Consider the following 26,418-nt stretch of genomic DNA (forward strand, 5'->3'; position numbering starts at 1 on the left):
GCCGATCCGTGGGTTTTTCATTTTCTACCACTTCCGGGGTATTTTCACCGCTCCCGCATCGCCGGAGCCGCCCCCATTAAGGGGGGCAAGCGTGGAGTGGAGTTGCTTTCGCAAACTTCGTGGGATTGCAATGCGGGATCGGTCTTCACCTGTCGGGTGAATTCCTCCCACCGCCCCAAACCCATGAAAAACAAGTTATCGCTCCTTTCATTCCTCACGCTTGCCGCCTCCACCCAGCTTCACGCGGCCACCCGCATCTGGGATGGTGGCACCGGCGGCACCGGCACCGATCTCGGCCAAGGCATCAACTGGTCCGGCGACACCCTGCCCAGTGCGGCCACTCCCGACACGGCACAATGGGACGGCTCCGTCACGGGTCCGCTGACACTTCTCTACACCACCGCCAACATCGGCGGCACCTCGGGAAACGGAGGCATCAACCTCGATGTGACCTCGGGACAAACCAGCTCGCTGACCCTCGATTCCGGAGCCGTGACCTCGGCGATCCGCATCAACAATGTGACGCTCGCGAGCGGCAGCGGAGCATTCAAGCTGGGAGATGCGGCGAATGCCTTCAACATCACCCTCGGCGGCGCGGGCGGACAAACCCACACGTGGACGAACAACTCCGCCAACACCGCAACCATCGAATCCGAAGTCCGCTTCGGAATGGGAGGCAGCGGAACCCACACGCTGGCACTGGACGGTTCGGGAAATTGGGAGGTGAAAAACAACCTCGCGGCATCGAACGCCGGCGCCATCCTCAATGTTTCAAAAGCCGGAGCCGGTAGTTTGATCGTCAGCGGAACGAGCGTCTTCGCCACCGGTTCGCTCGGAGCCATCAATATTTCCGCAGGAAAAACCGACATCGTCACCAATGGTTCGATGACCCCCATCGGCATCACCTCCGTCGGCACCTCAGCCGTCACGAACGCCCAGCTCCTCATCAGCGGTGGCAGCTTCAATGCGAATGTCGGAAACAACGCCTACGACGCGAGCATCAGCGCGGGGACCACCTCCGGAGGAGCGGGCGACATCCGCCTCACTTCCGGGACCCTCACGGTGAAGAGACAGCTCGGCCTCGGAACCTCATCCGGTGGCTACGGAGCCTACACCCAGACCGGCGGCACGGCATCCGTCGGCGGATTCCTCGCCATCGGACTCGGCACCGGCACCGGAGTGTTCAACCAGAGCGCGGGAAGCTACACGAATTCCGCCGGAGCCGTCACGAACGGAGCCGGGACGGGAAGCCGTGGCGTCATGAACCTCGGCGGCACCGCCATCTACAATCAGAGTGGAACGGGCGACACCGGAATCTGGCTGGGAGAAAACGGCAACGGAACCCTCAACGTCTCCGGCAGCGCCACCCTCACCATGGCAGCCGTGAACAATGGCATCCAGCTCGGCCGGTTCGCTTCCGGCAGCGGAACGTTCAACCTGAACGGCGGCACCGTCACGACCTTTTCCGTGAACAAGGGCGCGGGAGCCGGAACACTGAACCTCAACGGCGGCACGCTCAAGGCGGCGGCGGCGAATGCCGGTTTCCTCACCGGACTCACGAGCGCCTTCGTTAACAGCAACAGCACTGTCGACAACAACGGCTTCGCCGTCACCATCGGCCAGGCCCTGCTCGCACCCACCGGAGATGGGGTTTCCGCCACCGGGCTCGGTGTCAGCGGCGGAGGATTCATCAACACTCCTCTCGTCACGATCACCGGCGGTGGCGGTAGCGGAGCCACCGCCGTCGCGAACATCGACGCCAGCGGCAACCTCACCGGCATCACGATGACCAATCCCGGGGTGGGCTACACCTCCGCGCCCACCTTCGCCCTCGTCGGCGGCGGCAGCGGGAACACGGGGGCCATCACCGGCACCGCCACCCTGGCCGCCAACACTTCCGGCGGGCTGACTTTCACCGGCACCTCGGCAGGCTCCACCACGCTTGCGGGAGCCAGCACCTTCGCCGGAGACATCACCATCAGCGGCGGCATCTCGCTGATCGCGAACCGCTCGAACAATACCGACAATCCCACCAGCAGCGCCCTCGGAAACAACCAGGTTTCCCGCGTCATCAACATCACCGGCGGCTCGACGCTCCAGTTCAACGCGGGCGACACGCTCGGCAGCGCCGTTTCGAACTTCGGCACCCGCATCGTTGTCGGCCCCGGCTCCACGGTCACCAACGGTGGCGGAGTTTTCAACCGCCTCGGCTCGCTGGACCTGAACGGTGGCACGCTCTCCACTGTCAGCGGCGCGGTGGCGGGTTACCAGTCCTACAGCTTCGACGCGAACGCGGTCGTCACCGTGGGGGGCAGCGCGGCCTCCGCCATTTCGGCAGGGGCGGGCGCGTTCTCCGGCGTCCACCTCAATACGAACACGGAATTCAACGTTTCCGACGCGACCGGCGGCAGCGCCGCCGATCTCGTCATTTCCGCACCGCTCATCGACCGCAATGGCAGTGAGTCCGCGGCGGGAGGGTTGAAAAAAACCGGTGCCGGCACCCTCACCATTTCCTCCGCCAGCACCTACACCGGTCCCACCGCCGTGGAGGCGGGCACGCTGCTCGTGAACGGCTCGCTCGGGGACACCGCGGTCACCGTCGCTTCCGGCGCCACCCTTGGCGGCACGGGCGGCAGCATCGGCGTCACCACGGGTTCGGTGGATGTGGCCGTCGGCGGCATCCTCGCCCCGGGTTCCTCCATCGGAGGGCTGATCGTGAATGGCAGCGTGACGGTGGCGGGAACCTACTCGTTCGAATATGACGGCGGCACCGGCACCGCCGATTCGCTCGATGTGAACGGCACGCTCACCCTCAACAACGCCACGCTCGTGCTGAACGACCTCGCGGGAAATTCCTATACGCCCGGCGAGAAATTCACCCTCTTCGCCTACGACAGCCTCACCCCCGGCAGCCTGTTCTCAGGCTACTCGGACGATACCGGATACACTTTCGGCGGCGGAGACTGGATCTTCAACTATGACGACACCACGGCGGGTCAGAATGGCGGCATCGGCACCCGCTTCATCACCATCACCGCCGTCCCGGAACCCACCACCGCACTGCTCGGCGCGCTTGGTTTGATGGCGCTCCTCCGTCGCCGCAGGGCCTGATCCGAGGGGCGGTCCACCCATTGCCAATATGAGCCAGGGAGCTGCAACTCCTTGGCTTGTCATCGCCAGATCGGCTCGTTAGAAGTCAGTCCTCACAATGAAGGACTCACTCCTCCACGCGCTCGACATCGGGACGCTTGCCCTGTGGGCGAGTGTCACCTTGCTCGCCGCGGTGGCCATTGGAGTTCCTTCGTCCATTCCGCAGGCAGCCGTCGCGGCGGGAGGAATGACTACCGAAATCGGGTCGGATTTTTTGATCGGCGACACCCCGGACGAGTCCCCTGAGGAAGATTGGGCGAAGGAAATGGAGGAAAATACCACCATGCCCGCCAAGGCGGCCCTGCCCTCCCCACCCTCGATGGCACCGAGGAAAAGCGTGAGTCCGCTGCCGGAAATTCCCAAGTTGCCCCGTCCTCCCGGCCGCGCCGTTCCCTCCTCGTCGATTGATACCCGCCTCGCCGCCGGCCACACGCCCGGTCCCGCCTATCCCGCCGCCGCACGGGCGGCCGGCCAGACCGGCACCGTCGTCATGAGCTTCACCGTGAATGGGGCGGGAAAGGTGGTTTCCGCCTTCGTTTACACCTCGTCCGGCTGGCCCCTGCTGGATCAGGAGGCCCTCCGCACCGTGAAGACATGGACCTTCCCACCGGGTGAGGCCATGGCGTTGATCCGTCCCCTCGTCTTCGAACTTCCCTGACCACCAATGCTCGCAAACGTCGTCGTCGAGACCCTGGAGAAAGGCGGTTGGGTGATGTGGCCCATCGTCCTCATCTCGTTCCTCGCGCTTTGCACCATCCTGGACCGGGTGGTCTGGTGGAACCGCCTGCGGATCGGCATGAATCCGCAGGCACGTGAAAACGCGCGCGCCGCCCTCCGGACCGGAGATTTCACCACCGCGTGGAAACTCGGGAAAAACTCCGGCGATCCGTTTCTGGCCAATCTCCACCACGGCATGACCCATGCGAAAACCTCCATGCTCGTCGCCATGCAGCTTCACGCCAGCCAGTTGCTGGAAAAATCCGAGGCCCGCCTCTGGGTCATCAGCACGCTCATCACTCTCGCCCCCTTGTTGGGGTTGTTCGGAACGGTCGTCGGCCTGATGGGTTCCTTCGCCAGCATCGGCGAAGACCAGCTTGCCGTCACGAAAGTCACCGGCGGCATCGGCGAGGCGCTCATCGCCACCGCCTGCGGCATCGCCATCGCGGTGCTTTGCCTGTTGCCCTACAATTTCTTCCGCAAGCGCACCGCCCGGCTCCGCGGATCGCTCGCGCATTGGATCAACCACACCGAACTGCTCGTCCTCGCCGCAGGAAAAAACGGTCACCGGCTGGGAAACATCACCTCCAGTCCGAACAAACACGGATCATGAATTTCAGCTCGCTTCCCATGCTCAACGCCATCGGCTGCCTGTTTCTCGCAGGGGTCGTTTTCACCCAATGGGCGAAAGAAAGCCGCGACGCCGATGCCGCGACCCAGCTCCGCTCCGAACTCGCGGCGGCCCAGGACTCCGCGAAAACGGAAAAAAGGCACTCGGACACCCTGGAACGCGACATCGCCGTGCTGAAACAATCCTTCGAAGCCACCCGGCTCGCCGCCGCCAAGGCACAGAAAAGCAGCGCCGCCACCGTGATGGAAAGCCAGCTCGCCACCGCCACCGAACAAGTGGAGACATGGAAAAACTCGCTCGCCGACCGTGACTCCCGCATCAGGGAACTGGAAAACGATCTCATCGCCACCCGCCGCCGCCTCGATGAAGCCATCGTGCGGATCAAGCAGGCCGAAGTCCGGTGATTTCCGGGAATCAAGCTGGTTCCATTCCCAAAATCATCTCTCCTCAACCTGCGAGGGCAGCATCAAGGCGAAGGCCGCCGCCGGGATGAAGAGCCAGGACGCCGTCAGCAACACTCCGGCGAAGTCGCCCTGGACCTTGTTGAAAATCCCGAAGAACACCACGCCCACCGCCGAGAGAATGCGGCCAATGTTATAACAGAACCCCGCGCCCGTGCTCCGTAGCAGAACCGGGAACAGCGGCGGCAGGCACATGGTGAAAAGTCCGAAGCAACCCTGCATCAGCCCGATCACGGCGAACAATGCATACGTCACCGACAAGCCATGCGTGCCGGAGAAGGTATACCACATCACCACGAAATAACCGCCCAACATCAGCGCGATGGCCCTGCCGTAACCCATCTTCACCGCAAGTGCTCCGGCCACGAAATTTCCCACCAGCGATCCGACCATGATCCACAGCAGCGCCATCACCGTCGCGCCATCCTTCGCCGCTTTCGCGGTTCCCACTTCCGGCAGGCTCCGGATGTAGCTCTGCTGCCAGAACATGAACGTCCAGTGCGCCGTGAGGGAGACCGCGCAGATCAACATCACCCGCCACGTGACGCTCCTTACCTCCGGCCCGAAAAGCTCACGGATTCTGGGTGCGGGCAGGTCCTTCCTCGCCTCGCTCCACTCCTCGGTCTCCGGCACCGCACGGCGTATCCACAACGTGATGAACGCGGGCAGGACGCCCACCAGGAAAATCCACTGCGGCGGATGTCCTTTCAACAGGGCTCCCGCGAGACAGGCCAGCAGGATCCCGCAGTTCACCGCGCTCTGGAGCGTCGCCGCGATCCACGGACGCCACCGCTTCGGCCACGTTTCCGACAGGAGCGAGGCTCCCACCGCCCACTCGCCACCGATGCCGAGCGCCGCGAGGAAGCGGAAGACCAGCAGGTGCCACCACTCGGTGGAAAAATACGACAGTCCGGTGAAACACGCGTAGGTGAGGATCGTCAGCACCAGCGCCCGGCTCCGCCCGATGAGATCCGCCACCCGGCCGAAGAAACCACCACCGAGAGCCCAGCCGACAAGGAACGCCGCCTGGATGATCGACGCCTTTTTCCCGACCTCCGGGTCACTCTCGCCCGTGACCAGCAACTGCGCGACAAACGCCGTCGCCACCAGTGTGTAAAGATGCATGTCCAGGCCATCGAAAAGCCAGCCCAACCAGGCCGCCAGACCGGAGCGGCGTTGCTCGGGAGACAGGTCACGCAGATGTTGGATTTCCTGTGTGGAATGTGGCGTAGGGTTCATGGGTTCCCCATGTAATTGGTCTCCAGGCATCCTCCGGCGAGCAAAAAATAGGACCAGGAAACGGACAGGTCACGCCTCCCCTTGCCAGCTCATCTTATCGGCCCAACATCTCGATACACTTTTCCCGCCATTCGATGGACTTCTTGGCGCGGACCCTGTGGAACCACGCGTATGTTTCCGGCTTCAGCGAGTCTTTGGAACGGACCGCCCGCGTATACGCCATCGCGAGCATACTCTGGCGCTTTTTCTGGATTTCAGCCGTGGCGGCGGTTCCCCTTGGTCCGCCCCCCCCCAGATTCATCTCGGAATAGGCTTTCACCAGAGGGTGTTCACGGTTCTTCAGGTACAGCTCGGTCTCCTCCCCCGTGATACCGAATCTCACCCTGCGGCCTACCAACCCGCATACCAATGTTTCGGTTTGATAATCCAACAAGGCTTTTCCGTCCGCCAGGAACTGGCCGATTTTCATCGTTTTCCATTTGAGATCCCGGTCAAGCCGGCAGGCGAAGCGGCGGGCCTGTCCCTGGCGGGTGCCTTCGGACCACACGCTGTCCTGTTCGTCGCTCATGTAGCTTGCCAATCCCACCACCTTGCCTGTGGCCACATCCAGGATCGGCCCGCCGTTGTTATCCTTGTTGTTCTCAGCATCCACCTCCAGGGTTTCGGCACTGGTTCCAAGCACCAGGCCATTCCTCACCGTGACCGCGGCATTTTCTCCACCCGCCCCGATGGCCGCGATCTTCTGATTGATCCGCAACGGCGGTTGGCCGGGATAAAAATCGAGAAAATCCTTCACCTCCTCGGTGATCTCCATCCGGACGGCATCCACATTTTCCGCAGCCTCGAGATTTCCGAATTTCTTGAAGCTGACTCCCGCGGAGTTCTGGATCACCAGCCTTGTGTTCCCCATCAAAACGCCGGCGGTGGTATAGACATAGGTTTTGCCGCCACTTGAGCCGACGAATCCGGTACCCGCCGATTGATCTCCCTTGATGTAAAGGACGGCATTCGAGATCCGGGGACCGACCTGTCCCTGCGCGTCAAGAATACCGCCTGCCTCCTGAGGCACGGGAGCGGGGTTTTTCGCCAATATTCCCGCCCTCTCGCTTTTCAGCGCGGCGATCTTCAGGTCCAGTTCCCTGATGCGCTGGCTCGTCGCGTCATCCGCCATGGCACAAGCCGCCGTGCAAACCAAAAGCCCCAATGTCGAGATAAGCTGATTCTGTTTCATGGCCCGTTTACTTCAGTTTCTGCAACTCCCGGTTCAATTCCACGAGACACTCCTTGCGCTCCACGATCGCCTTCATGGCGCGGTCGCGGTGGAACCATGCGTAGGTCTCCGGTTTCAGGGAATTCTCCGACTGGATGGCCCGCGAAATCAGGGTCGAGACCAGAATTCCGAATCTTCTCCTGATCTCCATGGTGCTGGGATCGCTTTTGCCGCCAAGCATCTCGTTGAACATGCTCCGGTACGCCTTCACCATTTCGTGATCCTGGTTATCGCTGAGGATCTTCTGAATGGCCGGATCATTGGAGCCGATCGACCTCACCCGGCTGCCGCCGTACTCCGGCAATCCCGCCATGATGGCCAGGCAGACATCGTTCAGCGCCTTGTATCGATCCACCGCTTCGCTGCTTTCCAGAAAGGCGCCGATCTTCATGGACTTCCATTTCCATTCCTTGTCGAGCCGGCAGGCGAACCGGCGCACCTTCTCCTGAGGGGCATCCCGTTTCGTCGTGGAATTCCGCAAAAGGGTGAGGTGGGTGGCGAGCCCGACGACCCTGCCGGTCTCGACCTCCACCACCGGCCCGCCGCTGTTGCCCTGGATGATGGCGGCGTCTATTTCCAGGCTGTCCGCGCTGGTCCCGAGAACCAGTCCCTGCTCCACCGAGACAACACCGTTGCCGCCGCCGTTGCCGAGTGCCGCGATCTTCCTGTTGATTTGCAATGGTGGCTCCGCGGGACGGAATTCGAGGGAATTTTTCACCTCCTCCAGGATTTCCATCCTGACCAGATCCGCTCCTTCGGCGGCCTCCAGGACACCGAATTTCCTGAAACTGGCGCCACTGGAATTGCGGGCGGAAAGCTTGCTGTTCCCTGAAAAGACGTGAGCGGCCGTATAAACATATTTTTTCCCGCCCACCGATCCGATGAAACCGGTGCCCACCGATTTATCGCCCTCGATGATGACCACCGAGTCGGTGATTTTCGGATTCACCTGGCCTTGCGCGTCGAAGAGGCCGCCTGAATCGACCGCCGCCGGCGCGGGCATGGTCTCAAGGAGCCTGGCCCTCTCGCCCTCCAGCTCGGCGATCTCACGGTCGAGTTGCTTGAGACGCTCCGTATCCGCCTCATCCGCCTCACTCACGGAAGAAAAAACCAACAATGCCAGCGTGGGGAGGAGGAACTTCGGATTCATGCGGGAATGCGGTGACTCGGCTGTCTAGGAGCAAACCGTATTTGAAATTTAACGCAACGATGTTCTGTTCCCATCGTTTTTTCTAACACACCGGGACCCGGTGGATGCGGTTGCGGATCATGTGAGGCTCCCGCGCCCTCTCATCTCCGCCTCACCGGAGCCTTCCTCGCGGAAGCGATCTCCACAATCAGCCGGTGCAGCACGAGCCGGTGATCGAGACCGGTGGTGACCAGGGCCTGATCGGCCTTTAGCGTGGCTTCAAGCACGTGCTGGAGACCGGCGAGTTCGAAATTTTTCGCATTGTCGGCGGCGAGGAAAATCGGAAAGACATTCACCCCCGAGCCGTCCTTTTTCTGAGGCAGCCACGCGCGGTCCGCTTCGGGAAGGCGGTTGAGACCACCTGAGAAGGCGCTGTAGTTGCCCGTCGGAACCTTGAGCTTCTCGATGATGAGCTTCGCCATGAAAAGATTCCTTACGACGCCGATGACGGAAGCGCGCATGATTCCGATGGCGGATTCGTCGGCTTCGAGCTGCTCGTCGATGAGCTGGATGGCGCGTGACGCATTGCCCATCTGGATGGCCTTGCCGATCTCGAAGACCACGGCGGCGCGGCTGAGCGGGACGAGAACGCGCACATCCTCCTCGGTGACCTCCCGGCGCCCGGTACCGAGGTAGAGATCCAGTTTTTCAAGCTCGTTGCCGATCTGCTGCGACTGTTCGCCGGCCAGCATCACGAAAAGAGCCAGCGCGTCCGGTTGAAAACTCAGATCCAACTCGCGCGCGCGCCGGGTGACGAGCGCGGCGACCTGGTCCTGCCAGTCGTCCCGGCTGGTGTCGATCCGGTCGTGGACCTGGACGTCGGCGGCCTTTTCGATGAATTTCCAGAATCCCCGGCGCTTGTCGATGCCTTGGGCGGTGAGGAGGAATTTCACCCCATCCGGGATGCCGCGTTCCAAGGTGGCACGCAGGCTTTCCACGCCGGCCTCGGTGCGCTGCGAGCGTCCGGTGACATTGTCCGCGAAGAAATTGGCATTGCGCAGCCAGACAACCTTGTCCCCGCCGAACATCGGCAGCGTGAGCAGCGCCTGCACGGTGGAGGAACAGATTTCAAAGGCGGACTCGGAATTGTCCGCGATGCCGTCGATGGTCTCGTGGGTGAATCCATCGTCCACCCCGCCGGTGAGCTGGTTGTAGAGATCGAGCGCCTTCTCCCGGACCAGCCCCTCGTCGCTGCCGACAACGGCAAAGAAATTTCCGGATTTCTGGGGAGTTGTCTTCGGTTTGGCAGCCACGGGGATTTCCTAGAGTGATGCGGCGGGCGGTGCAAGCGCGGGGTAAGCCGCCCGTATTTCGCCAACCGGGGCTTGACGCGGCAGGCGGATCACCGAACCTGCCCGCCGATTGCCACAAGCCGCTGACATATCGTCGTTTCTCGGGGACTCCCGGTGGAAGGACCGCTTCGACGACGAGATCCTCGCCGCGGCGAACCCGTTGGTCGGCAAGGTGAAAGACCTGCGGACGGAAGAAACCGCACCGGGTTCCGTGAGCCTTTTCGGCACCGTGGCGAAGGACGACGCGGAGGTGAATCTCTGGCAGGCGGGAAGTGGCTGGGAATTCGAAACGTTCTGCTCGTGCGACATCGGTAGCTTCTGTCATCACGCCGCGGCCATCCTCACGAAAGCGGCGAAGGAACGCGATCCCTCGCGCCTTCACGGCCGCGGGGTGGCGGGTGCCGTCGCCGCCGCTCTCCCGAGCGCCCGCGAGCTGATGAAAGCCCCGCCGGAAGACCTGCCGCGCGTCCGGCTGGATGCGGCGTTCGAGCTGCGCGTCACCCGCGAGCCGGTGGACAAGGCCACCCGCCTGCTGCTCCAGTCGCTCGGCCAGCCGAACGTGGATCACTGGATCATCGCCGAGGCCGCGGTTGCCTACGGCAAACATCGTAGTTCGCTGCGCTCGAGCGCCCCGGACTGGGTGAGCACCATCACCCACGAGGGCCAGGCCGCCATCCTCCAGCACGACACCGCGGCGGAAAACGCCGCCGCGCAACAGCTCCGCGACACCGGACTTTCATCGCTTCAATCCAACTCCGCCTGGAGGTTCCTGCTGAACCTCAAGTCCCGCGAGGAGTCCCACAGCAAGGGACCGGACCGCTGGTTTCCCGATCCCAGCCGGATCGAAACGGACGCCTTCTGGCACCAGTTCCGCGGCGAAATGGTCGAACGGCTCGAATCACTCGGCTGGACGGTGCGCGTCTCCGACAACGTGGGCCACCGCGTGCACGAGGCGGATCCCGGAAAATGGAACAGCTCGCTTTCCGCAGGCGACGGCGGGTGGTTCAGCCTTTCCGTGGGGTTCGACGTGGGCGGCGAGCGCTACGACCTGCTGCCGATCCTGGCCGGATTGCTGGAAAACGATTTCCTGGAGGAAACGCTGGATCGCCCGAACAACGGCCACATCTACGCTCCCCTTCCGGACGGCGACGCTCTGAAACTGCCCATCGGCCGCGTGCGCAAGATCCTGCAACACCTCGCCGCGCTGATCGATCCCAAGTTCCCTGACAAGGCACGGCTTCACGCGCTGGACGCGGCGTCTCTGGCGGGACTGGAAGGCTTGGGAATCGACACCCCTCCGGATCTGAAGGAGCTGGCGGACAAGGTGCGGGATTTTTCCGGAATCGATCCGGTCCCCCCGGCGACTGGCCTGCAAGCGACCTTGCGCGACTACCAGCTGGCGGGATTCCACTGGATGCAGTTTCTCGCACGACACGGGTTGCACGGTATTTTGGCGGACGACATGGGTCTCGGGAAAACCCTGCAAACCCTCACCCACATCCTGACGGAAAAGAAATCCGGCCATTCGCGTGGTCTGCCGGTGCTGGTCGTGGCCCCCACCTCGGTCGTCCCGAACTGGCGGGCGGAAGCGCTCAAGTTCACCCCGGAACTGCGGGTTCTCGTCCTGCAGGGTGCGGATCGGAAAAAATACTTCCGCTCCATTCCCCATGCGGATCTGGTCCTCACCTCGTTCGCCCTGCTCCAGCGCGACATCGACAAGCTGGCGACGGTGCCCTTCCATCTCGTGGTGCTGGACGAGGCGCAATACATCAAGAACCCGCGCTCGAAGATGGCGCAGGCCGCCTGCAAGCTCGACTCCCGCAACCGGCTCTGCCTGTCCGGCACCCCCATCGAAAACCACCTCGGCGAGTTGTGGAGCCTGATGAATTTCCTCGTTCCGGGCTTCCTCGGCTCGGAAGACGCATTCAACAAACGCTTCCGCACCCCCATCGAAAAAGACGGCGACCAGGAGCGGAATGCCGTGCTGAAATCGCGGGTCGCGCCCTTGATCCTGCGCCGGACGAAAGACCAGGTCGCGAAAGAACTGCCGCCGAAAACCGAACTGGTCCACCTCATCGAGCTGAACACCGGCCAGAAGGACCTTTACGAGACGGTGCGCGCCACGATGAACAAGCGGGTGCGCGAGGCCATCGCCGCGCGGGGCGTGGAGCAGTCACAGATCGTCTTCCTGGACGCGCTGCTGAAACTCCGCCAGATCTGCTGCCACCCCAAGCTCCTGCCGGAAGACTACGAGCATGATGTGGTGGACTCCGCGAAGCTGGATTTCCTCACCGAACTGCTGGCGGTATTGATCGAGGAAGGCCGGCGAATCCTGCTGTTCTCGCAATTCACGACGATGCTGTCCTTGATCGAAGCCCATCTGGTGAAGGAGAAGATTTCCTATTTGAAACTCACGGGCGCCTCGAAAGACCGGGGAAAACTCGTCGAGGATTTCCAGAACGGAAAGTCGCCCGTTTTCCTCATTTCGCTGAAGGCGGGAGGCACCGGCCTCAACCTGACCGCCGCCGACACCGTAATCCATTACGACCCATGGTGGAATCCGGCCGCCGAGGCCCAGGCCACGGACCGGGCCTACCGCATCGGGCAGAACAAGCCGGTCTTCGTCCACAAGCTGCTTTGTCAGGAGACGGTGGAGGAGCGCATTCACCAGATGCAGCAGGCAAAGGGCAAGCTCGCCTCCGGCATCCTCGCGGACGCGGACATTTCCAACAGGCTCGACGCGGAGACGGTGAGGGCGTTGTTGGACTCCTGAAAGGCGGATCAAATGAATTTGACTAAATTTCTGGTCATTTTACATTAGCCTCCATGGTCACCAAGCAACTCAGCATCTCCGAGTTCAAGGCGCACTGCACCGAGGAGATCCGCGGCGTGGAAAAGGGCGACACGATCATAGAGCTCACACGCCACGGCAAAAAAGTGGCGGTGGTTCAAACCGTCCTCCGGGAAGTGTCCCCCCCGGATCTGGCAAGCTGGATGGGCAGTGGCAGGGGAATGGTCGCCTATGGGCCTGGCTACGATGCCTCGGCCTCCGCCTGGGAGGCTTCCGATTGGGAAAGTTGACACGCCCCGCTCACGCATATGAGTGCGAATTATTTGCTGGATACCTGTGCGTGGCTGGATGCGTTCGCCGCCCCTGAGCTGTTGAAACCCTCCGTAAGGAAGCTTCTGTCGGAGGAAAGCGTGCTCCATGTTTCGGCCATCAGCCTCCTCGAAGTTTCTCGCAAGGAGGCCGAAGGAGAGCTCATTTTCGGGGTGGCGCTGGCCAAATGGTTCCAGCTCGCCCTGCCGGAAGGCCGGGTGCGGGTTTTGCAAATCACGCCGGATGTGTCGATCGACGCCACCCGTCTCCCTGCATGGGAACACAAGGATCCCGCCGACCAGATCATCGTCGCGACCGCCCGTGTCCATGGGCTGAAGGTCGTGACCTCGGATTCCAAAATCCTCAAATACCCGCATGTGGCGAGCATCGCCTCACGCAAATCCTGATCGCCCGTGAAACTCACCCCCATCTCTCCAGCCAATCCGCAGGCATTCTCAGCGGTTTGCCCTCCGGCATTTTCACGAGGGCGAGTGATTGCCGGGCGGTGACGAGCAGCGCGCCGTCGGACTCGCGGATCATTTCAAACCCACACCAGAAGCGGGCGCGGGAGACCTCGCCGAGCGTGCCGCGGATCGTCAGCCAGTCGCCGAGCTTCGCCGGGCGCTTGTAGTCGATCTCGGTGCGGGTGACGACGGGGAAAATGTGGGTTTCGAGCATGGACGGGAGATCCATGCCCAGCTTCGCGGCGAGACGGGTGCGGCAGGTCTCGATCATCCGCAGGTAGGCGATGTTGTGGACGACCTGGCCGCAGTCGGTATCGAAAAACATCACTTCTTCACGGGTTTCGAGGGTCGGGGCGCTGTCTGGCATGGGTTGAATCTGGCCGAACCGGCCCGGATCTGCAATGTTCGCTTGTGACAAGGCGTAGGGATGGCGTTATCTCAGTGCGAATGGAGTCAGGAAAATTTCGTCTTCTCAAAATGGTGAGCCTGCTGGGGGTGTTGTCCACCGCATTGAGCGCCGGGGAATTCTCCCCGCCGGCGGAGGGCCCGGTCGCATTCCGCCGGGATCGCATGCCATTGGACGTGGAGACGATGGCGGATGTCGCGGAAAAGCTGGCAACCCTCGCGGATGGGCTTGACCCGCAGACAGCCCGGGAAAGGCGTGGGGCGGCGCAGATGCTGGCGCTTTCCCTGGCACTTGATCCGGGAAACAGCGCGGCACGTGGATTGATCGAGGATTTCACCGCGGGAAAACACAAGCGCGATGCGGATGACGGCAAGATGGAAAAAAGCCGTGCGTCGCTGTGGCAGGTCATCGGCTGGCTCGACACGCCGGAAGCCGGGCCCCAGGGGCAGTCGCTCGCGGCATGCCTGAAGGATGTGCTCGTCATTTCAGATCCGAAGGACCCGCGCGGAGAATCCCTCCGCGAGGCGGGCGAGCGGGGCAAATGGGCGGGCTGGATTCCGCCGCTCGCCAAGTATGAGACCGTGGTGGCGGCCGCCGGAGACACGCCGGTGGAGCCGGTTCCCGCCGAGGTGCGTCTTGAGAAGGCGACGGTGAAGACCATGCTTTTCTCCGCCGTGAACACCGGCCGGATGCCACAGACCGTGCCTTTCGTCGCGTCTGTCTCCATGACCTCCGAGCGGACGGACAACGACGCGCCTTTTTTTGTCCACGTCGGTTCCCAGGCGGGAGCCATGCCAACCGGGGATCTGATCAAGCTGCTGGAGAAACAGCATGGCAAGCTCCCTGCGGGAATCCGGGTGACGATCGGCGTGGAAGGATCGCAAATCCTGCCTCCGGCAAAAAACACTCCCGCGATCAATGCCGCCGCGGCGGTCCTGGCCAGCGCGGCGGTCACCGGGAATGAACCGGATGCGACGATCATCGGCACCCTGGATGAAGCGGGAAATTTCTTGGTGCCTCCGGATCTCTGGAGCCAGCTCCGGTCGCTCGGCAAGGGTAGCGGAGGCCGGCTGATATTGCCCGCGGGCGCGGCGGATACCCTCCCCTCCCTGCTTGCGATGGAGCAGCCCCAGTTCTTCTTCGACTACGAGGTGCTGCTCGCGGTCAATTTCAAGGATGTGCTCGAACTGTCGGTAAAAAATCCGGAAGGTCCGCTCGCAAGCGCCACCAACAAATTTCGCGAACTCCGCGAAAAATCGACCACGCTGCCGGTGGGACAATACGTCGGAAATCCATTCGTCCGCCGCCGTTTGTTGGAGACCGCGCAGGAAGTGCCGAATCACTACTCGGCGAGGATGCTCGCCTTGCAGGGATCGGGAAACCGCCCGGTGTTCCTCCCGAGGAAACTCCTGATCCACGAGCTGCGCCGCGCCATCGAGCCGATGGAGTGGATCACGAAGCGCACGAGCCCCGGCTATACGGACGAGGAAATCCCGCGCATCGCCCCCACCTACGAGACCTGCCGTAGCGCGGTGGACGGCTTGTTCCGCTATACCGAGAAGAGCGACCGCGACCTCCTGACCTTGGTCCAGGAACTCGTGGCGAAGCTCCGCCCTCTCGACCGGGCGACCACGAAAGCCCGGGATTATTATGACACGGTGAGCCCGATGCAGGCCGCCCAGACGGCGATCATGACGACCTACGCCCAGGTTTCCCTGCAACTCGCACTGGATGGCACACGTTAGAATCACCAAGCAGCGAATCATGCGTCTCATCCCATTCATTCTCATGATGGCGGCGTCCTTCTGCCCTGCCGTGGAAATTCCGGCAGGCGGCGTGGAACTGATCACGACACAGGAAAAAACCACCGCCTGGACAGGAACGGTCGGACATGCGGAAAAAGTTTCCGTAGATGGACAGGATTTCTCCCAGGCGATGCGGATCACCGTGGACAAGGCCAGTCCGGAACAACCGTGGAACGCGCAACTGGCAACTCCCCTCACGACCGGGCCGGTGAAAAGCGGCGACAAGCTGCTGATCACCTACATGGCGCGCTGCCCGGTGGAAAAAGAGGGGCTTGCGATGGCGAAAGTGCAGTTGAAAACTCCGCCCCATGACATGCTCGGGATCACCGAGAATGCCAGGATCGGCACCGCATGGCAGGCTGTCCATCAGGTGATCGTGGCGAAGCTGGACGCGCCGGAGGGCACGGCCGAACTGGCGATTTTCCTCGGCGAACAAACCCAGACGGTGGAAATCGCGAACGTCCGGGTGCTCAACTACGGCCCGGACTTCGACATCACGAAACTGCCGCGTCAGAAAGACACCTACGAAGGACGCGGGCCGGGAGCCCCGTGGAGAAAAGCGGCGCTGGAACGCATCGAAAGTATCCGCAAGGCGGACTTTTCGATACGGCTGCGGGGAAAAGACGGCGCCCCGCTCGCCAACACCGCGGTGGAGATCGAGCTGGACCGCCACGAATTCGGCTTCGGCACCTGCGTGACGCGCGGGATGTTGACGATGGAGGGACCGGATGGCGACCGCTACCGCGACATCGTGCGACGGACGTGCAGCCGGGTGGTTTTTGAAAACGATCTGAAGCCGGATACCTTCCCCCATGACACGCAGGGCAAGGCGGAGCTGGAGAAGAGCATGGCATGGCTGGAAGCAAACGGAATTTCGATCCGTGGCCACTACCTGATGCAGGAGGCGGTGGATGGTTGGACCCGCGAACGCCTGGCGGATCCGGCGAAGGCGCGGGAAGCCTTGCTGGCCAGCTCGCGGGAACGCATCGCCGCCATCGGTGACCGGGTGACGGAATGGGATGTGATCAACCATCCCATCGCGTGGAAAGGGGCGGAAATGCTCGGACAGAAAGGTCCGCCGCTCGACGGCGTGGGCATGGAGATCTTCCGTGAGGCGCGCCAACTCACCAACCTGCCGCTCTGCATCAATGAGGATCAGATTTTCCGCCCCGGTCCCCAGCAGGACAAGACCTACGAGTTATTGGAAAAACTCAAGCGCGACGGCGTTCGGGTGGATGGACTGGGAAACCAGGCACATTTCCACAGCAGCTACCTGCCCTCGCCGGAGGAACTGCTGCGCGTGACGGACCATTTCACGTCGGTGGTGCCGAAGCAGGTGATCACCGAGTTCGACATCGCGACGAATGGCGACGACCAGCTCGCCGCGGATTATCTGCGGGACAGCATGATCGCTTGTTTCAGCCACCCCGCCTACGATGGTTTCCTCCTGTGGGGTTTTTGGGAAAACCGCCACTGGATTCCCGAAGCGGCCCTTTGGAAGAAGGACTGGACACCGAAACCCGCCGCCCTCGTCTGGGAAGAATGGCTGTGTGAAAACTGGCACACCAAGGAAACCCTGGTCAGCGATGCGGACGGCAGGGTAAGCTGGCGGGGATTCAAGGGCAGCTACAAGGTGAAAACCGGAGCACGCGTGACGGCTCCGTTCCAACCTGGCAAGACGTCCGAAATCGTGATTCCGGATTAGTGCGGCTTCGGCTGCGGTTCGTCGCCCAGGAGCTTGTCCAACTCCACGACACGCTCCCAAGGCAGCCGCTTGCGCTGGTATTTCTTCCAGATGATGTCGCGCAGTTCGCGCAAGGCTTCCTCGGACGGCGGGGTCATGTCCGTCCAGGTGGGATTGCGTTTCTGGGTGGTGGTCATGATGGTCCACTTGCCGCCGAGGTAATAATTCGCTCGGTAGTAAACCTTTCCCTCGTCGGTATTTTCGAACCACTCGTGACTTTCCATGCCGGAGACTGGCCCGCCGGGGGGGCGGAGGCAAGTGATATGGGACCGGGTTGAGAAATCGCCATCGACTCGCCGCCGCATGCCCGGCATCATGCCCGCATGGCACACATCGGCACACGCGACTCACTCCGGATCCTGAACGAGAAAACCTTCGGGCTTTATCTCGATGGCGGCGATCTCGGGGAAATCCTGCTGCCGCGCCGCGAAATGCCGGAGAAGTGGACGCTCGGGGAGTTCGTGGACGTCTTTCTCTACAACGACTCCGAAGACCGCCCGGTCGCCACGCTGAAGATGCCGAAGGTCATGCCCGGCCGGTTCGCCCGGCTGAAGTGTGTGGCGGTCACGGGCGTCGGCGCGTTTCTCGACTGGGGGCTGCCGAAGGACCTGCTGGTGCCTTTCCGCGAACAGAAGGTCCGCATGGAGGTCGGGAAAAACTACATCGTGCACGTGCATGTGGACGAGCAGACGGCACGCATCATCGCCTCCACCCGGCTCACCCGCCACATCGACCAGGAACCGCACGACTTCCGCACCGGCCAGGCCGTGGACCTGATGGCCTATGCGAAAACCGATCTGGGCTACAAGATGATCATCAACGACACGCACAGCGGACTCATTTTCGCCAACGATGTCTTCCAACCCCTGCACCCCGGAGAGATGCTCAAGGGTTACATCGCCGACGTCAGGCCGGATGGAAAAGTCGACCTCACCCTGCACGCTCCCGGCCGGGCGAAGATCGACGACCTGGAAGGCCAGATCCTCGCGGAACTCAAGGCGCGCGGCGGATTCTGGGCCATCGGCGACCATACCTCGGCTGCGGAAATCAACGAAGAGCTGGGGGTCAGCAAACGCGCCTTCAAACAAGCGACGGGAGCGTTGTTCAGGAAACAGGTCATCCGCATCGAGGAAAGAGGTCTGCGGCTGCTTGAGGAAACCGATTGGTCGCCCAGCGAAGGATGAGACCGGGATCGATCCTTTGAATCCCGCGCCTATTTCCTCTTCTTCACCGCCTTCTTCTGCTCGAAGCTGACGGCTTTCGGGTCGAACGCTTCCGGATCATACCCCGGGTGCGCCCACTCGATTTCTCCGTGCAGGGCCTGCATGTATTGGAAAGTCCCGCCAAAGTCCTCCGGGGGACAGGCACGCTCGCCTTCCAACACCACCGGACCGCCTTCACCGGCGGCCCATTTTTCGAAAACGATCTCATGGATCCATTCGTCCGCGAAATCGTAACGATAAAGGATGCGGATCGGCAGACGGCGCTTTCCAAGGAATTCCTTCACCGTCAGCACGGCCTCGTCCTGGAACTCACCCGCCGTCTGGTCTTCCAGACCCACCGGGCCGATGACATCGACCAGCCGCTTGCCTTTTCCGTGGCGGAACTCGTGCGGGCTTTTGTTGTCCCAGCCCATCACCGACTGGATCGCGTCGCTGAACTGGATGAACGTGACTTCCGAGGAAATGGAGAAACGCCGCCAGATCTGAGGCTGGATCCCATACAGAAACACCTTCACCACCACACGGTTCTCGTCTTTCGCCTTCGCCATGCCAAGAGCTTGTGGACATCCCGCCGGAAAAAATCAAACCCGGATTTCCTCCAACATTTTCCCGCCCGCGCGAATCCCCCAAAACCTCGGCTCGACCGACCGCCATCCGTCACGCTAATTGAATGTCATGGAAAACGAATCCTCCGCCGCCATTTCCACCGCTCCGGCAGTTGGTAAAAAGCACCATTTCCGCTTTCACGCGCGCCACCTCCACCTTGCCCCCACTTTCGGAAACGACTGGTTCGCGCTCAAGGCGGAAGCCTTCGCGCGTTTTTTCGGCACCCCCACCTTCCTCGTCGGGCAGACGGTCATCGTCGGGGCATGGATCATCCTGAATACCACGGGAGTGGTGAAATTCGACATCTACCCGTTCATCCTGCTCAATCTCGCGTTCAGTCTCCAGGCCGCCTACGCCGCTCCGCTGATCCTGCTCGCCCAGACGCGCCAGGCGGACCGGGACAAGGCCCATGCCGATGCCGACGCCCAGCACCGCGAAGACCTGGCCGCCGCCAGCGAACAGCGGGAAAAACTCGCCTCCGCCCAGACGGCCACCCTTCTGGAGCTCGTCCGCCAGAACACCGAACTGACCGCCATCACCAAGACGCTGAGTGAACGGATCGAAGTCCTCACCGCCGAAGTCCACCAGCGCATCACGGAAAATTCAGCAAACTGAAACCACCGGCCACGCCGCTTTCCTGCCAGAACCGACTCCGCGAAATGAAGCTTCCCGAACCCGATGCGACCGAGGTCGAGCGAGACATCGCCATCCACATCTTCACCGCCTCCGCGGCGCTCGTCGGCGTCTGCCTCACCGTCATCAGCATCGTGGGCCGCATCACGGTTGGAACAAAAATCCACCGCCTGGAAGACGACCTGCTGGCGGTCGATGCCATGGTTTTCCTCGTTTCCTGCCTGCTTTCCTACGGCGCGCTGCGTGTCCGGACGAAACGCCGCATGCACCGGCTGGAAACCGCGGCCGACATCGTCTTCATCATCGGCCTCTGCGGCCTGGTGCTGGCCTGCGGCCTGATCGTCTGGACCGTCGTTTGACGGCATCGGGAACATGAACCACCTTTCCCCATGGCCGACGTCTTCACTCCGGAAAAACGGTCCGAAGTCATGGCGAAAATCCGCGGCCATGACACCAGGCCCGAACTCATCCTGCGCTCCCTGCTGCACCGCCATGGCTACCGGTTCACCATCCGTGGCCCGAAAAACAAACTGCTGCCGGGCCGTCCGGATCTCGTCCTGCCGAAGCACCAGACCGTCATTTTCGTCCACGGCTGCTACTGGCACGGCCATGAGCACTGCAGACATTTCCGCATCCCCAAATCCCGCAGCGACTGGTGGACCCTCAAGATCGATGGCAACCGCGCCCGGGACCTCCGGGTGGAGAAGCAGCTCCGGGCCCTCGGCTGGCATGTCGTCACCATCTGGGAGTGCGCCCTGAAAACCGCCGCCGCGCGGAGCTGGTTGGAAAAGCGGTTGCCGAAGCTTCTGGGGTGATCGCGGCGTTTTCATTCCGATTCAACCCGGAGTTGTGATCCGGCGTCCATCTGCTAGTTTCCCGCCGCCCGATGAGTTCCACCCAGTCTCCAATCCCGGTTTCCACCGGAGTCGTCTTCCAAGCCCGTGGTGTCCGCAAAGTGTATCACACCGGTGAACTCGACGTGGTGGCCCTCCACAGCGTGGACATCGACCTGAACGCCGGCGAACTCGTCTGCCTGTTAGGCGCGTCCGGCAGTGGAAAATCAACCCTCCTGAACATCCTTGGCGGATTGGATGTGCCCAGCTCGGGCGACCTCATTTACAAGGGTTGGCCGCTGGATGGATCGGAGGAGAACACGCTCACCCTCTTCCGCCGGAACTGTGTCGGCTTCGTCTTCCAGTTCTACAATCTCATCCCCAGCCTGACCGCCCGGGAAAATGTCGCCCTCATCACGGGGATTTCCCGCAATCCGATGACACCGGAGGAAGCGCTGGAAATGGTCGGCCTCAGCGGACGGATGGACCACTTCCCTTCCCAGCTCTCCGGCGGCGAGCAGCAGCGTGTCGCCATCGCCCGCGCCATCGCGAAACGCCCGGAGGTCCTGCTCTGCGACGAACCCACAGGGGCGTTGGACGTGACCACCGGCATCGCCGTGCTGGAGGCTGTCGAACGCATCAACCGCGAGCTCGGCACCCTCACCGTCATCATCACCCACAACGCCGCCATGGCGGATATGGCGGACCGGGTGCTCCACCTGTCGGATGGGAAGATCGTCAAATCCTACCGCAACGACGTCCGCCTGCCCGCAGCCGAACTGAAATGGTAAATCGTCAAGAAGTTGAGTGTCTGAAACCGGGCGTTGAGAGCAAGATAAAGAATCCGATTCCAGCATCATCCGCTTCTTTCTCCGTCAACTCCCAACCATCCACTCTCAACCGTCTTTCATGATCTCCCCACTCGACCGCAAGCTGCTGCGCGATCTCGGCAAGATGAAAGGCCAGATCATCGCGGTCAGCCTCGTCATGGCCTGCGGTCTCGCGATGATGATCATGACGCGGAGCCTCATCATGACTCTGGAGAGCACGCGCTCCGCCTATTACCAGAAATACGCGATGGCGGACGTCTTCGCCAATCTGAAGCGCGCGCCGCTCTCCGTCGCCGAACGGCTGGCCACCCTGCCGGGAGTCGCCACGGTGGAACCGCGGGTCGCCGTGGAAGTGACGCTCGATCTGCCCGGCCTCTCGGAACCCGCCACCGGCCACATCATTTCCCTGCCTGAGGACGGCGGCCCGCAGAAGCTCAACCGCCTATTCCTGCGCACGGGCAGGTTCCCCCGCTCGGACGAACGGCGGGAGGTCGTGCTCGGCGAATCATTCGCCGATGCCAACGGCCTGAAAACGGGCGACTCCCTCGTCGCCGTCATCAACGGCCGCCGCGAAACGCTGAAGATCTGCGGCATCGGACTTTCCCCCGAATACGTTTTCGAGGCACGGGCCGGGGAAACGCTGCCGAACCACAAGCGCTTCAGCGTCATCTGGATGAACTACCGCGCGCTCGCCGTGGCCTACAACCTGGACGGCGCGTTCAACAATGTGGTCATGGACCTCGCACCCGGCGCCTCTCCCCAGCCGATCATCGAGGAAATGGACCGCATCCTCGCGCCCTACGGCGCGGGCGGAGCCTACCTCCGCAAGGAACAGGCCTCGGCCCAGCGTCTGGATGACGAACTGCGGGTGCTCACATCCCTCTCGGTCGCCTATCCGCTGGTTTTCCTCAGCGTCGCCGCCTTCATGGTGAACGCGGTGCTCGCGCGCATCGTGCGGCTCCAGCGTGAACAGATCGCCCAGATGAAGGCGCTGGGCTACTCGTCCGGCCAGGTCGGCGGGCACTATCTGAAGTTCGTGCTGGTCATCGGCATACTCGGAACCGTCATCGGCGGAATCGCCGGGCGATTCCTGGGTAGCGGCCTGGTGGACATGTACACCATGTTCTTCCGTTTCCCCTCGCTGGTCTTCAAGATGGATTACAGCGCGATGGGCCTCGCGCTGTGCATCAGCCTCGGAGCATCCGTGCTTGGCGTCCTGACCGTCGTCTGGCAGGCGGTGAAACTCCCGCCCGCCGAAGCCATGCGCCCGGAGCCTCCCGCCGATTTCAAGCCCTCCCTCTTCGAACGCGTGGGCCTCACCCGTTTCTTCAGTCCTGTTTTCCGCATGGCCCTGCGGAACATCGAGCGCCGTCCATGGCAGGCGGTTTTCACCGCCGCCGGTCTCGCACTGGCCACCGGCCTCATGGTCCTGCCGGGTGCCATGGCGGACAGCATCGACTACCTGCTCACCTTCCAGTGGAACAAACAACAGCGCCAGGACGTCGCCGTTTTCCTGACCGAACCCGGCTCCGGCCGTGGCTTCCATGACCTGGAGCACCTGCCGGGTGTGATCCGCGCCGAGCCGATCCGCAGCGTGCAGGCCCGCCTGAAATTCGGCCACCGCCACCGGAAACTCTCCGTCACCGGCATCGACAAGACCGCGGATCTGAACCGCCTGCTGGATGACCAGGGGAATGCCATCAAGATGCCGGAGGACGGGCTCATCATGTCCGCCATGCTCGCGAAAATCATCGGTGCGCGCATCGGCGACGAAGTGGAGGTGGAGGTCCTGGAAGGACGGCGCCCCACCCTTCACATCCCCATTCGTGGCCTCGTCACCGACTTCGCCGGGGTCGCCGCCTACATGGACATTTCCGCGCTGCGGCGGTTGATGAAGGAAGGTGACACGGTGAACGGCGCCTATCTCGCGCTGGACCACAAGCGCTGGGACGAGTTCATGCGCGAGCTCAAGGACACGCCCGCCGCCGCGGTGGTGATGGTGAAACGCGACCAGCTCGCGGCCTTCCGCGACACCACCGGTAAAAGCATCGGCATCATCCGGAAGCTTTATTTCGTCCTGGCCACCATCGTCGCCTTCGGTGTGGTTTACAACAGCGCCCGCATCGCCCTTTCCGAAAGAAGCCGTGAGCTTGCCACTCTGCGTGTCGTGGGTTTTTCGCTGGCGGAAGTCCGTGGCGTGCTCGTTGGAGAACTGGCGATCCTCGTCCTGCTGGCCCTGCCCTTCGGGCTGTTGTTCGGGCGCGGACTGGCGCTTTTCATCATGTCCTCCTTCAGCACGGAGACCGTGCGCCTGCCCATCGTCATCAATTCGTCCACCTATTCCATCGCCATCCTCGTCGTGCTCACCGCTTCGGTCATGTCATTCGCGCTCGTCAGCCGGATGATCGCGAAACTCGACATGGTCGGGGTCCTGAAAGCCCGCGACTGAGATTGCTTCTTGGATTTTTTGAAACCGGATGATCAAAGCGGGCGGAGATGAGGAAGATGAGAACAACAATCGGTCTGATATGGATGCTCGCCCTGGCGGTGGCGAATGGAAAACCGGGGGATCCGGACCAGAACTTCACCCCGGAACTGCGGGCATGGGTCGCCCCCGACCACGTCACGGTGGCGGCCGACGGCCGGATCTGGATCGGTGGCGGCTTCGAACGGGCGGACAAATCGCCCTCGTCGGATCTGGTGCGGCTGGGAGTGAACGGGGGAATCGCGGACGAGCCCGCGCGCGGCTATCTCGCGGAGAAAAACGCGCTGGGTTTGGGAGGCTCGCCACCGGCGGTCGCACCATTTTTACTCGCCAATGGAGAATTCCTGCTGCCGGACGAATCCGACGGCTGGCTGCGGATGAGCGCGGCGGGCAAGGCGCTGGGCAAGGCGCTGGGCAAGGCGCTGGGCAAGGCATTCCCCGACCGGCAGGCAGGTCAGACGATCACTCCCCAGTTCGAACAAAACGGCTGGCTGTGGGTCATTCGTGACGGAGCGGACGGCCGGAGGGTTTTGGAACTGAGAAACGCGAAAACCGGCAGGCTGGTTCCAGGATTCACCCAAGCCGCCGACTGGCCGGGAGACCCGAGCGGCGTGGTCCCCGGACCGGCCGGGACCTTGTGGGTGCTCACCGCGGATTATTCAGAGCCATGGTTCGGTGCCTCCCCTCCTCCCGTTCCAGACAGGGTGTTTCAAATCGATGGAAACGGAGCGTTGATCGGAACCGCAAGGCAGTTGTTGAGCGGAAGACGGGCGGAGCGGTTGGCGGCCGGTCCGCAGGGGGCGTTCCGGGTCATCTACCGGCCGGACATGTCCCTCTGGAATTACTGGCCCGCTCCGAGCATCGCCGTCCACCGGGTCGACTGGCATGATCCGGATGGAGAACTGTCACGTTCCCAAGATTTCCAGGTTCCGATCTTCGGAGCGAAGTTCTGCTGGGCGGAGGCGGCGGATGGCTCCTACCTCGCAACGGGCATGTCCTCGATGTTTGCGGCGAGTCTTTACACCGGTTTCCCCACCGCCCTGCGACGCTACCACCCGGATGGAAGCCCTGATCCCACGTTTGAAAGCCATCAGGATGTCCGTTCCGTGGTGTCTCTGGCAGGTGGAAAATGGCTGCTCGACGGACTGCTCCGCATCAAGGCGGACGGCAGCAGGGATGCCACGTGGAAGGTTCCCCAGTTGGATCGACCGGCGGATGTGAATGTGATCGCTCCCCTGCCCGACGGCAGCACGCTGGTGGGCGGCGATTTCGCGACGGTGGACGGGCGCGTCCGGAACCGGTTGGTGGTGTTTCGCGAAAATGGAACGGTGGACCCGAAGTTCATTCTGGATGAACGGATCAGCGAGTGGAAGTCCGTCGCGGTTTCCGGAAAGGCGATCTATGTCGTCACCTCACAGCCGGTGAGCTATGGCGACGGGATCGTTTCGAATCTCGTGAAACTGCGTATGGACGGGACATTGATCGAAAGCTACCGGCCTGACATACAGGGATCCATATTCGACGGGAATTCCGGTCATCCACTTGTCACCGATGTTGTCAGCGTGCACGCCATCGGCCGGGATGGGATCCTTGCGAAAACATACAGCGCGAATGAGGTGGTAATCGTGAAGCTCCATCGGCTCGATGCGGACGGCTCACGGGTGGCGGGATTCCAAATCAACGACCAACAGTCGGTCTCCGGAAATGTCATGACCCGGAAGAACGGATCGTTCGTCGTCGGCGGGGTCATTTATTCAGCGAATGGCGGAGTCAAACGGGACCTCACCACCTACGATGTGGAGCTCCAGCCCCTGTGCGAAACACGCGACGGCGTGTTGTTTCTCGAGACCCGGAAGGCAACGCAACGCCGGCTGAGATTGTGGGAGAATTCAGGCTGGGCGTCATGGTTCCGCGCCCCGGCGCCGGACGCATTCAGCCAGGTTTCCGCAGTGCCGGGCGAATCGGGAAATCTCTATCTGTCGGCCGGATTTCAGAAAAAAGGTGCCAGACTTTTCAGGCTGTTCCCGAACGGCCGCATCGACAAGACCTTCATCAGTCCGGCATTCGCAAGCCGCGACAGACAGGCTGCGGGCAATTGGTGGAAAGCGAAGGAGTCCGGCAAGATCCCATGGAACCTTGCTCTCAATCAAACCGGGACCCACCCGCTCGCCTTGTCCTGGAATCCGCGGACGAAACGGCTCTGGGCGGGAGGTGATTTCAACCTGGTGAATGGCAAGGCCCGTGATGGACTGGCCTGGATCAAGGGCGGCCCGGCAAGCGGGTGGTCGTGGCGCTGAGAAAAACATCCGTTTTCTGAAACCCGGCATTCCTCTCCGGCGG

23 protein-coding genes are annotated in these 26,418 nt (G+C 62.2%); 16 read left to right on the forward strand and 7 right to left on the reverse strand.

Going from position 1 to position 26,418, the window contains the following annotated elements; translation table 11 throughout:
• Positions 1-183: 183 nt before the first annotated feature.
• From JIN84_RS07450 to JIN84_RS07465, 4 genes are all read left to right on the forward strand, one after another.
• The gene (locus JIN84_RS07450; protein WP_200350403.1) at positions 184-3,111 is read left to right on the forward strand and encodes a beta strand repeat-containing protein; all 2,928 of its coding nucleotides are present in this window, start codon (positions 184-186) and stop codon (positions 3,109-3,111) included.
• 97 nt (positions 3,112-3,208) lie between these two features.
• Positions 3,209-3,808, forward strand: coding sequence for an energy transducer TonB (locus JIN84_RS07455; protein ID WP_200350404.1), 600 nt, complete (start codon positions 3,209-3,211; stop codon positions 3,806-3,808).
• A gap of 6 nt (positions 3,809-3,814) precedes the next feature.
• The gene (locus JIN84_RS07460; RefSeq protein WP_200350405.1) at positions 3,815-4,480 is read left to right on the forward strand and encodes a MotA/TolQ/ExbB proton channel family protein; all 666 of its coding nucleotides are present in this window, start codon (positions 3,815-3,817) and stop codon (positions 4,478-4,480) included.
• Positions 4,477-4,902 (forward strand): hypothetical protein, encoded by a 426-nt coding sequence (locus JIN84_RS07465; protein WP_200350406.1) that lies wholly within the window; start codon positions 4,477-4,479, stop codon positions 4,900-4,902. Before JIN84_RS07460 ends, JIN84_RS07465 begins: the two co-directional genes overlap by 4 nt.
• A gap of 33 nt (positions 4,903-4,935) precedes the next feature.
• Here the strand turns inward: JIN84_RS07465 and JIN84_RS07470 are convergent, their stop codons facing one another.
• The 4 genes from JIN84_RS07470 to holA all read right to left on the reverse strand — a co-directional run bounded on the left by JIN84_RS07470 (position 4,936) and on the right by holA (position 9,910).
• The gene (locus JIN84_RS07470) at positions 4,936-6,198 is read right to left on the reverse strand and encodes an MFS transporter (RefSeq protein WP_200350407.1); all 1,263 of its coding nucleotides are present in this window, start codon (positions 6,196-6,198) and stop codon (positions 4,936-4,938) included.
• A gap of 94 nt (positions 6,199-6,292) precedes the next feature.
• Positions 6,293-7,429 (reverse strand): hypothetical protein, encoded by a 1,137-nt coding sequence (locus JIN84_RS07475; protein ID WP_200350408.1) that lies wholly within the window; start codon positions 7,427-7,429, stop codon positions 6,293-6,295.
• Between the two features lie 7 nt (positions 7,430-7,436).
• Positions 7,437-8,618, reverse strand: coding sequence for a S1 family peptidase (locus JIN84_RS07480; RefSeq protein WP_200350409.1), 1,182 nt, complete (start codon positions 8,616-8,618; stop codon positions 7,437-7,439).
• A gap of 140 nt (positions 8,619-8,758) precedes the next feature.
• Positions 8,759-9,910, reverse strand: a complete 1,152-nt coding sequence (gene holA / locus JIN84_RS07485; RefSeq protein ID WP_200350410.1) for a DNA polymerase III subunit delta — start codon at positions 9,908-9,910, stop codon at positions 8,759-8,761.
• A gap of 109 nt (positions 9,911-10,019) precedes the next feature.
• On the opposite strand from holA, the gene JIN84_RS07490 reads away from it, so the two are divergent.
• From JIN84_RS07490 to JIN84_RS07500, 3 genes are read left to right on the forward strand one after another with little or no spacing between them, the layout of a single operon-like run.
• Complete coding sequence (locus tag JIN84_RS07490) at positions 10,020-12,722, forward strand: DEAD/DEAH box helicase (protein ID WP_200350411.1); 2,703 nt, start codon at positions 10,020-10,022, stop codon at positions 12,720-12,722.
• 53 nt (positions 12,723-12,775) lie between these two features.
• On the forward strand, positions 12,776-13,030 hold the full coding sequence (locus JIN84_RS07495) for a type II toxin-antitoxin system Phd/YefM family antitoxin (RefSeq protein WP_200350412.1): 255 nt from the start codon (positions 12,776-12,778) through the stop codon (positions 13,028-13,030).
• Positions 13,031-13,048: 18 nt separating this feature from the next.
• Positions 13,049-13,456: a type II toxin-antitoxin system VapC family toxin gene (locus tag JIN84_RS07500; protein ID WP_200350413.1), complete on the forward strand. Its 408-nt coding sequence runs from the start codon at positions 13,049-13,051 to the stop codon at positions 13,454-13,456.
• Positions 13,457-13,469: 13 nt separating this feature from the next.
• Here JIN84_RS07500 and JIN84_RS07505 read toward each other — a convergent pair whose 3' ends face one another.
• Positions 13,470-13,880, reverse strand: a complete 411-nt coding sequence (locus JIN84_RS07505) for an acyl-CoA thioesterase (RefSeq protein WP_200350414.1) — start codon at positions 13,878-13,880, stop codon at positions 13,470-13,472.
• A gap of 110 nt (positions 13,881-13,990) precedes the next feature.
• On the opposite strand from JIN84_RS07505, the gene JIN84_RS07510 reads away from it, so the two are divergent.
• Both JIN84_RS07510 and JIN84_RS07515 read left to right on the forward strand, forming a co-directional pair.
• Positions 13,991-15,664, forward strand: a complete 1,674-nt coding sequence (locus JIN84_RS07510) for a hypothetical protein (RefSeq protein ID WP_200350415.1) — start codon at positions 13,991-13,993, stop codon at positions 15,662-15,664.
• Positions 15,665-15,683: 19 nt separating this feature from the next.
• Positions 15,684-17,429, forward strand: coding sequence for an endo-1,4-beta-xylanase (locus JIN84_RS07515; protein WP_200350416.1), 1,746 nt, complete (start codon positions 15,684-15,686; stop codon positions 17,427-17,429).
• Here the strand turns inward: JIN84_RS07515 and JIN84_RS07520 are convergent.
• Positions 17,426-17,692 (reverse strand): hypothetical protein, encoded by a 267-nt coding sequence (locus JIN84_RS07520; RefSeq protein WP_200350417.1) that lies wholly within the window; start codon positions 17,690-17,692, stop codon positions 17,426-17,428. The two genes, JIN84_RS07515 and JIN84_RS07520, sit on opposite strands and share 4 nt — an antisense overlap.
• A 99-nt stretch (positions 17,693-17,791) precedes the next feature.
• Between JIN84_RS07520 and JIN84_RS07525 the strand changes: the two genes are divergently transcribed.
• Positions 17,792-18,652 (forward strand): CvfB family protein, encoded by an 861-nt coding sequence (locus JIN84_RS07525; protein WP_200350418.1) that lies wholly within the window; start codon positions 17,792-17,794, stop codon positions 18,650-18,652.
• 29 nt (positions 18,653-18,681) lie between these two features.
• Here the strand turns inward: JIN84_RS07525 and JIN84_RS07530 are convergent, their stop codons facing one another.
• Positions 18,682-19,239: a plasmid pRiA4b ORF-3 family protein gene (locus tag JIN84_RS07530; RefSeq protein ID WP_200350419.1), complete on the reverse strand. Its 558-nt coding sequence runs from the start codon at positions 19,237-19,239 to the stop codon at positions 18,682-18,684.
• 127 nt (positions 19,240-19,366) lie between these two features.
• Here JIN84_RS07530 and JIN84_RS07535 point away from each other — a divergent pair, with 127 nt between their 5' ends.
• The 6 genes from JIN84_RS07535 (at position 19,367) to JIN84_RS07560 (ending at position 26,375) form a co-directional block, all read left to right on the forward strand.
• Complete coding sequence (locus tag JIN84_RS07535) at positions 19,367-19,912, forward strand: DUF1003 domain-containing protein (protein ID WP_200350420.1); 546 nt, start codon at positions 19,367-19,369, stop codon at positions 19,910-19,912.
• Positions 19,913-19,956: 44 nt separating this feature from the next.
• Positions 19,957-20,289, forward strand: coding sequence for a hypothetical protein (locus tag JIN84_RS07540; RefSeq protein WP_200350421.1), 333 nt, complete (start codon positions 19,957-19,959; stop codon positions 20,287-20,289).
• A gap of 30 nt (positions 20,290-20,319) precedes the next feature.
• Complete coding sequence (locus JIN84_RS07545; protein ID WP_200350422.1) at positions 20,320-20,745, forward strand: very short patch repair endonuclease; 426 nt, start codon at positions 20,320-20,322, stop codon at positions 20,743-20,745.
• 71 nt (positions 20,746-20,816) lie between these two features.
• Positions 20,817-21,554: an ABC transporter ATP-binding protein gene (locus JIN84_RS07550; protein WP_200350423.1), complete on the forward strand. Its 738-nt coding sequence runs from the start codon at positions 20,817-20,819 to the stop codon at positions 21,552-21,554.
• Positions 21,555-21,672: 118 nt separating this feature from the next.
• Positions 21,673-24,042 carry an ABC transporter permease gene (locus tag JIN84_RS07555; protein WP_200350424.1) on the forward strand — a complete coding sequence of 790 codons (2,370 nt, stop codon included), beginning with the start codon at positions 21,673-21,675 and terminating at the stop codon, positions 24,040-24,042.
• A 56-nt stretch (positions 24,043-24,098) separates the two neighbouring features.
• On the forward strand, positions 24,099-26,375 hold the full coding sequence (locus tag JIN84_RS07560) for a delta-60 repeat domain-containing protein (protein ID WP_200350425.1): 2,277 nt from the start codon (positions 24,099-24,101) through the stop codon (positions 26,373-26,375).
• The last annotated feature ends 43 nt before the right edge of the window (positions 26,376-26,418 follow it).

Source organism: Luteolibacter yonseiensis, assembly GCF_016595465.1.
GTDB classification, from domain to species: domain Bacteria; phylum Verrucomicrobiota; class Verrucomicrobiia; order Verrucomicrobiales; family Akkermansiaceae; genus Luteolibacter; species Luteolibacter yonseiensis.

Excerpts from the sequence above, each read along its gene's own strand:
- JIN84_RS07450 (WP_200350403.1), top strand. The coding sequence starts at position 184 with ATGAAAAACAAGTTATCGCTCCTTTCATTCCTCACGCTTGCCGCCTCC.
- JIN84_RS07455 (WP_200350404.1), top strand. The coding sequence starts at position 3,209 with ATGAAGGACTCACTCCTCCACGCGCTCGACATCGGGACGCTTGCCCTG.
- JIN84_RS07460 (WP_200350405.1), top strand. The coding sequence starts at position 3,815 with ATGCTCGCAAACGTCGTCGTCGAGACCCTGGAGAAAGGCGGTTGGGTG.
- JIN84_RS07465 (WP_200350406.1), top strand. The coding sequence starts at position 4,477 with ATGAATTTCAGCTCGCTTCCCATGCTCAACGCCATCGGCTGCCTGTTT.
- JIN84_RS07470 (WP_200350407.1), bottom strand. The coding sequence starts at position 6,198 with ATGAACCCTACGCCACATTCCACACAGGAAATCCAACATCTGCGTGAC.
- JIN84_RS07475 (WP_200350408.1), bottom strand. The coding sequence starts at position 7,429 with ATGAAACAGAATCAGCTTATCTCGACATTGGGGCTTTTGGTTTGCACG.
- JIN84_RS07480 (WP_200350409.1), bottom strand. The coding sequence starts at position 8,618 with ATGAATCCGAAGTTCCTCCTCCCCACGCTGGCATTGTTGGTTTTTTCT.
- JIN84_RS07495 (WP_200350412.1), top strand. The coding sequence starts at position 12,776 with ATGGTCACCAAGCAACTCAGCATCTCCGAGTTCAAGGCGCACTGCACC.
- JIN84_RS07500 (WP_200350413.1), top strand. The coding sequence starts at position 13,049 with ATGAGTGCGAATTATTTGCTGGATACCTGTGCGTGGCTGGATGCGTTC.
- JIN84_RS07505 (WP_200350414.1), bottom strand. The coding sequence starts at position 13,880 with ATGCCAGACAGCGCCCCGACCCTCGAAACCCGTGAAGAAGTGATGTTT.
- JIN84_RS07510 (WP_200350415.1), top strand. The coding sequence starts at position 13,991 with ATGGTGAGCCTGCTGGGGGTGTTGTCCACCGCATTGAGCGCCGGGGAA.
- JIN84_RS07515 (WP_200350416.1), top strand. The coding sequence starts at position 15,684 with ATGCGTCTCATCCCATTCATTCTCATGATGGCGGCGTCCTTCTGCCCT.
- JIN84_RS07520 (WP_200350417.1), bottom strand. The coding sequence starts at position 17,692 with ATGGAAAGTCACGAGTGGTTCGAAAATACCGACGAGGGAAAGGTTTAC.
- JIN84_RS07525 (WP_200350418.1), top strand. The coding sequence starts at position 17,792 with ATGGCACACATCGGCACACGCGACTCACTCCGGATCCTGAACGAGAAA.
- JIN84_RS07530 (WP_200350419.1), bottom strand. The coding sequence starts at position 19,239 with ATGGCGAAGGCGAAAGACGAGAACCGTGTGGTGGTGAAGGTGTTTCTG.
- JIN84_RS07535 (WP_200350420.1), top strand. The coding sequence starts at position 19,367 with ATGGAAAACGAATCCTCCGCCGCCATTTCCACCGCTCCGGCAGTTGGT.
- JIN84_RS07540 (WP_200350421.1), top strand. The coding sequence starts at position 19,957 with ATGAAGCTTCCCGAACCCGATGCGACCGAGGTCGAGCGAGACATCGCC.
- JIN84_RS07545 (WP_200350422.1), top strand. The coding sequence starts at position 20,320 with ATGGCCGACGTCTTCACTCCGGAAAAACGGTCCGAAGTCATGGCGAAA.
- JIN84_RS07550 (WP_200350423.1), top strand. The coding sequence starts at position 20,817 with ATGAGTTCCACCCAGTCTCCAATCCCGGTTTCCACCGGAGTCGTCTTC.
- JIN84_RS07555 (WP_200350424.1), top strand. The coding sequence starts at position 21,673 with ATGATCTCCCCACTCGACCGCAAGCTGCTGCGCGATCTCGGCAAGATG.
- JIN84_RS07560 (WP_200350425.1), top strand. The coding sequence starts at position 24,099 with ATGAGAACAACAATCGGTCTGATATGGATGCTCGCCCTGGCGGTGGCG.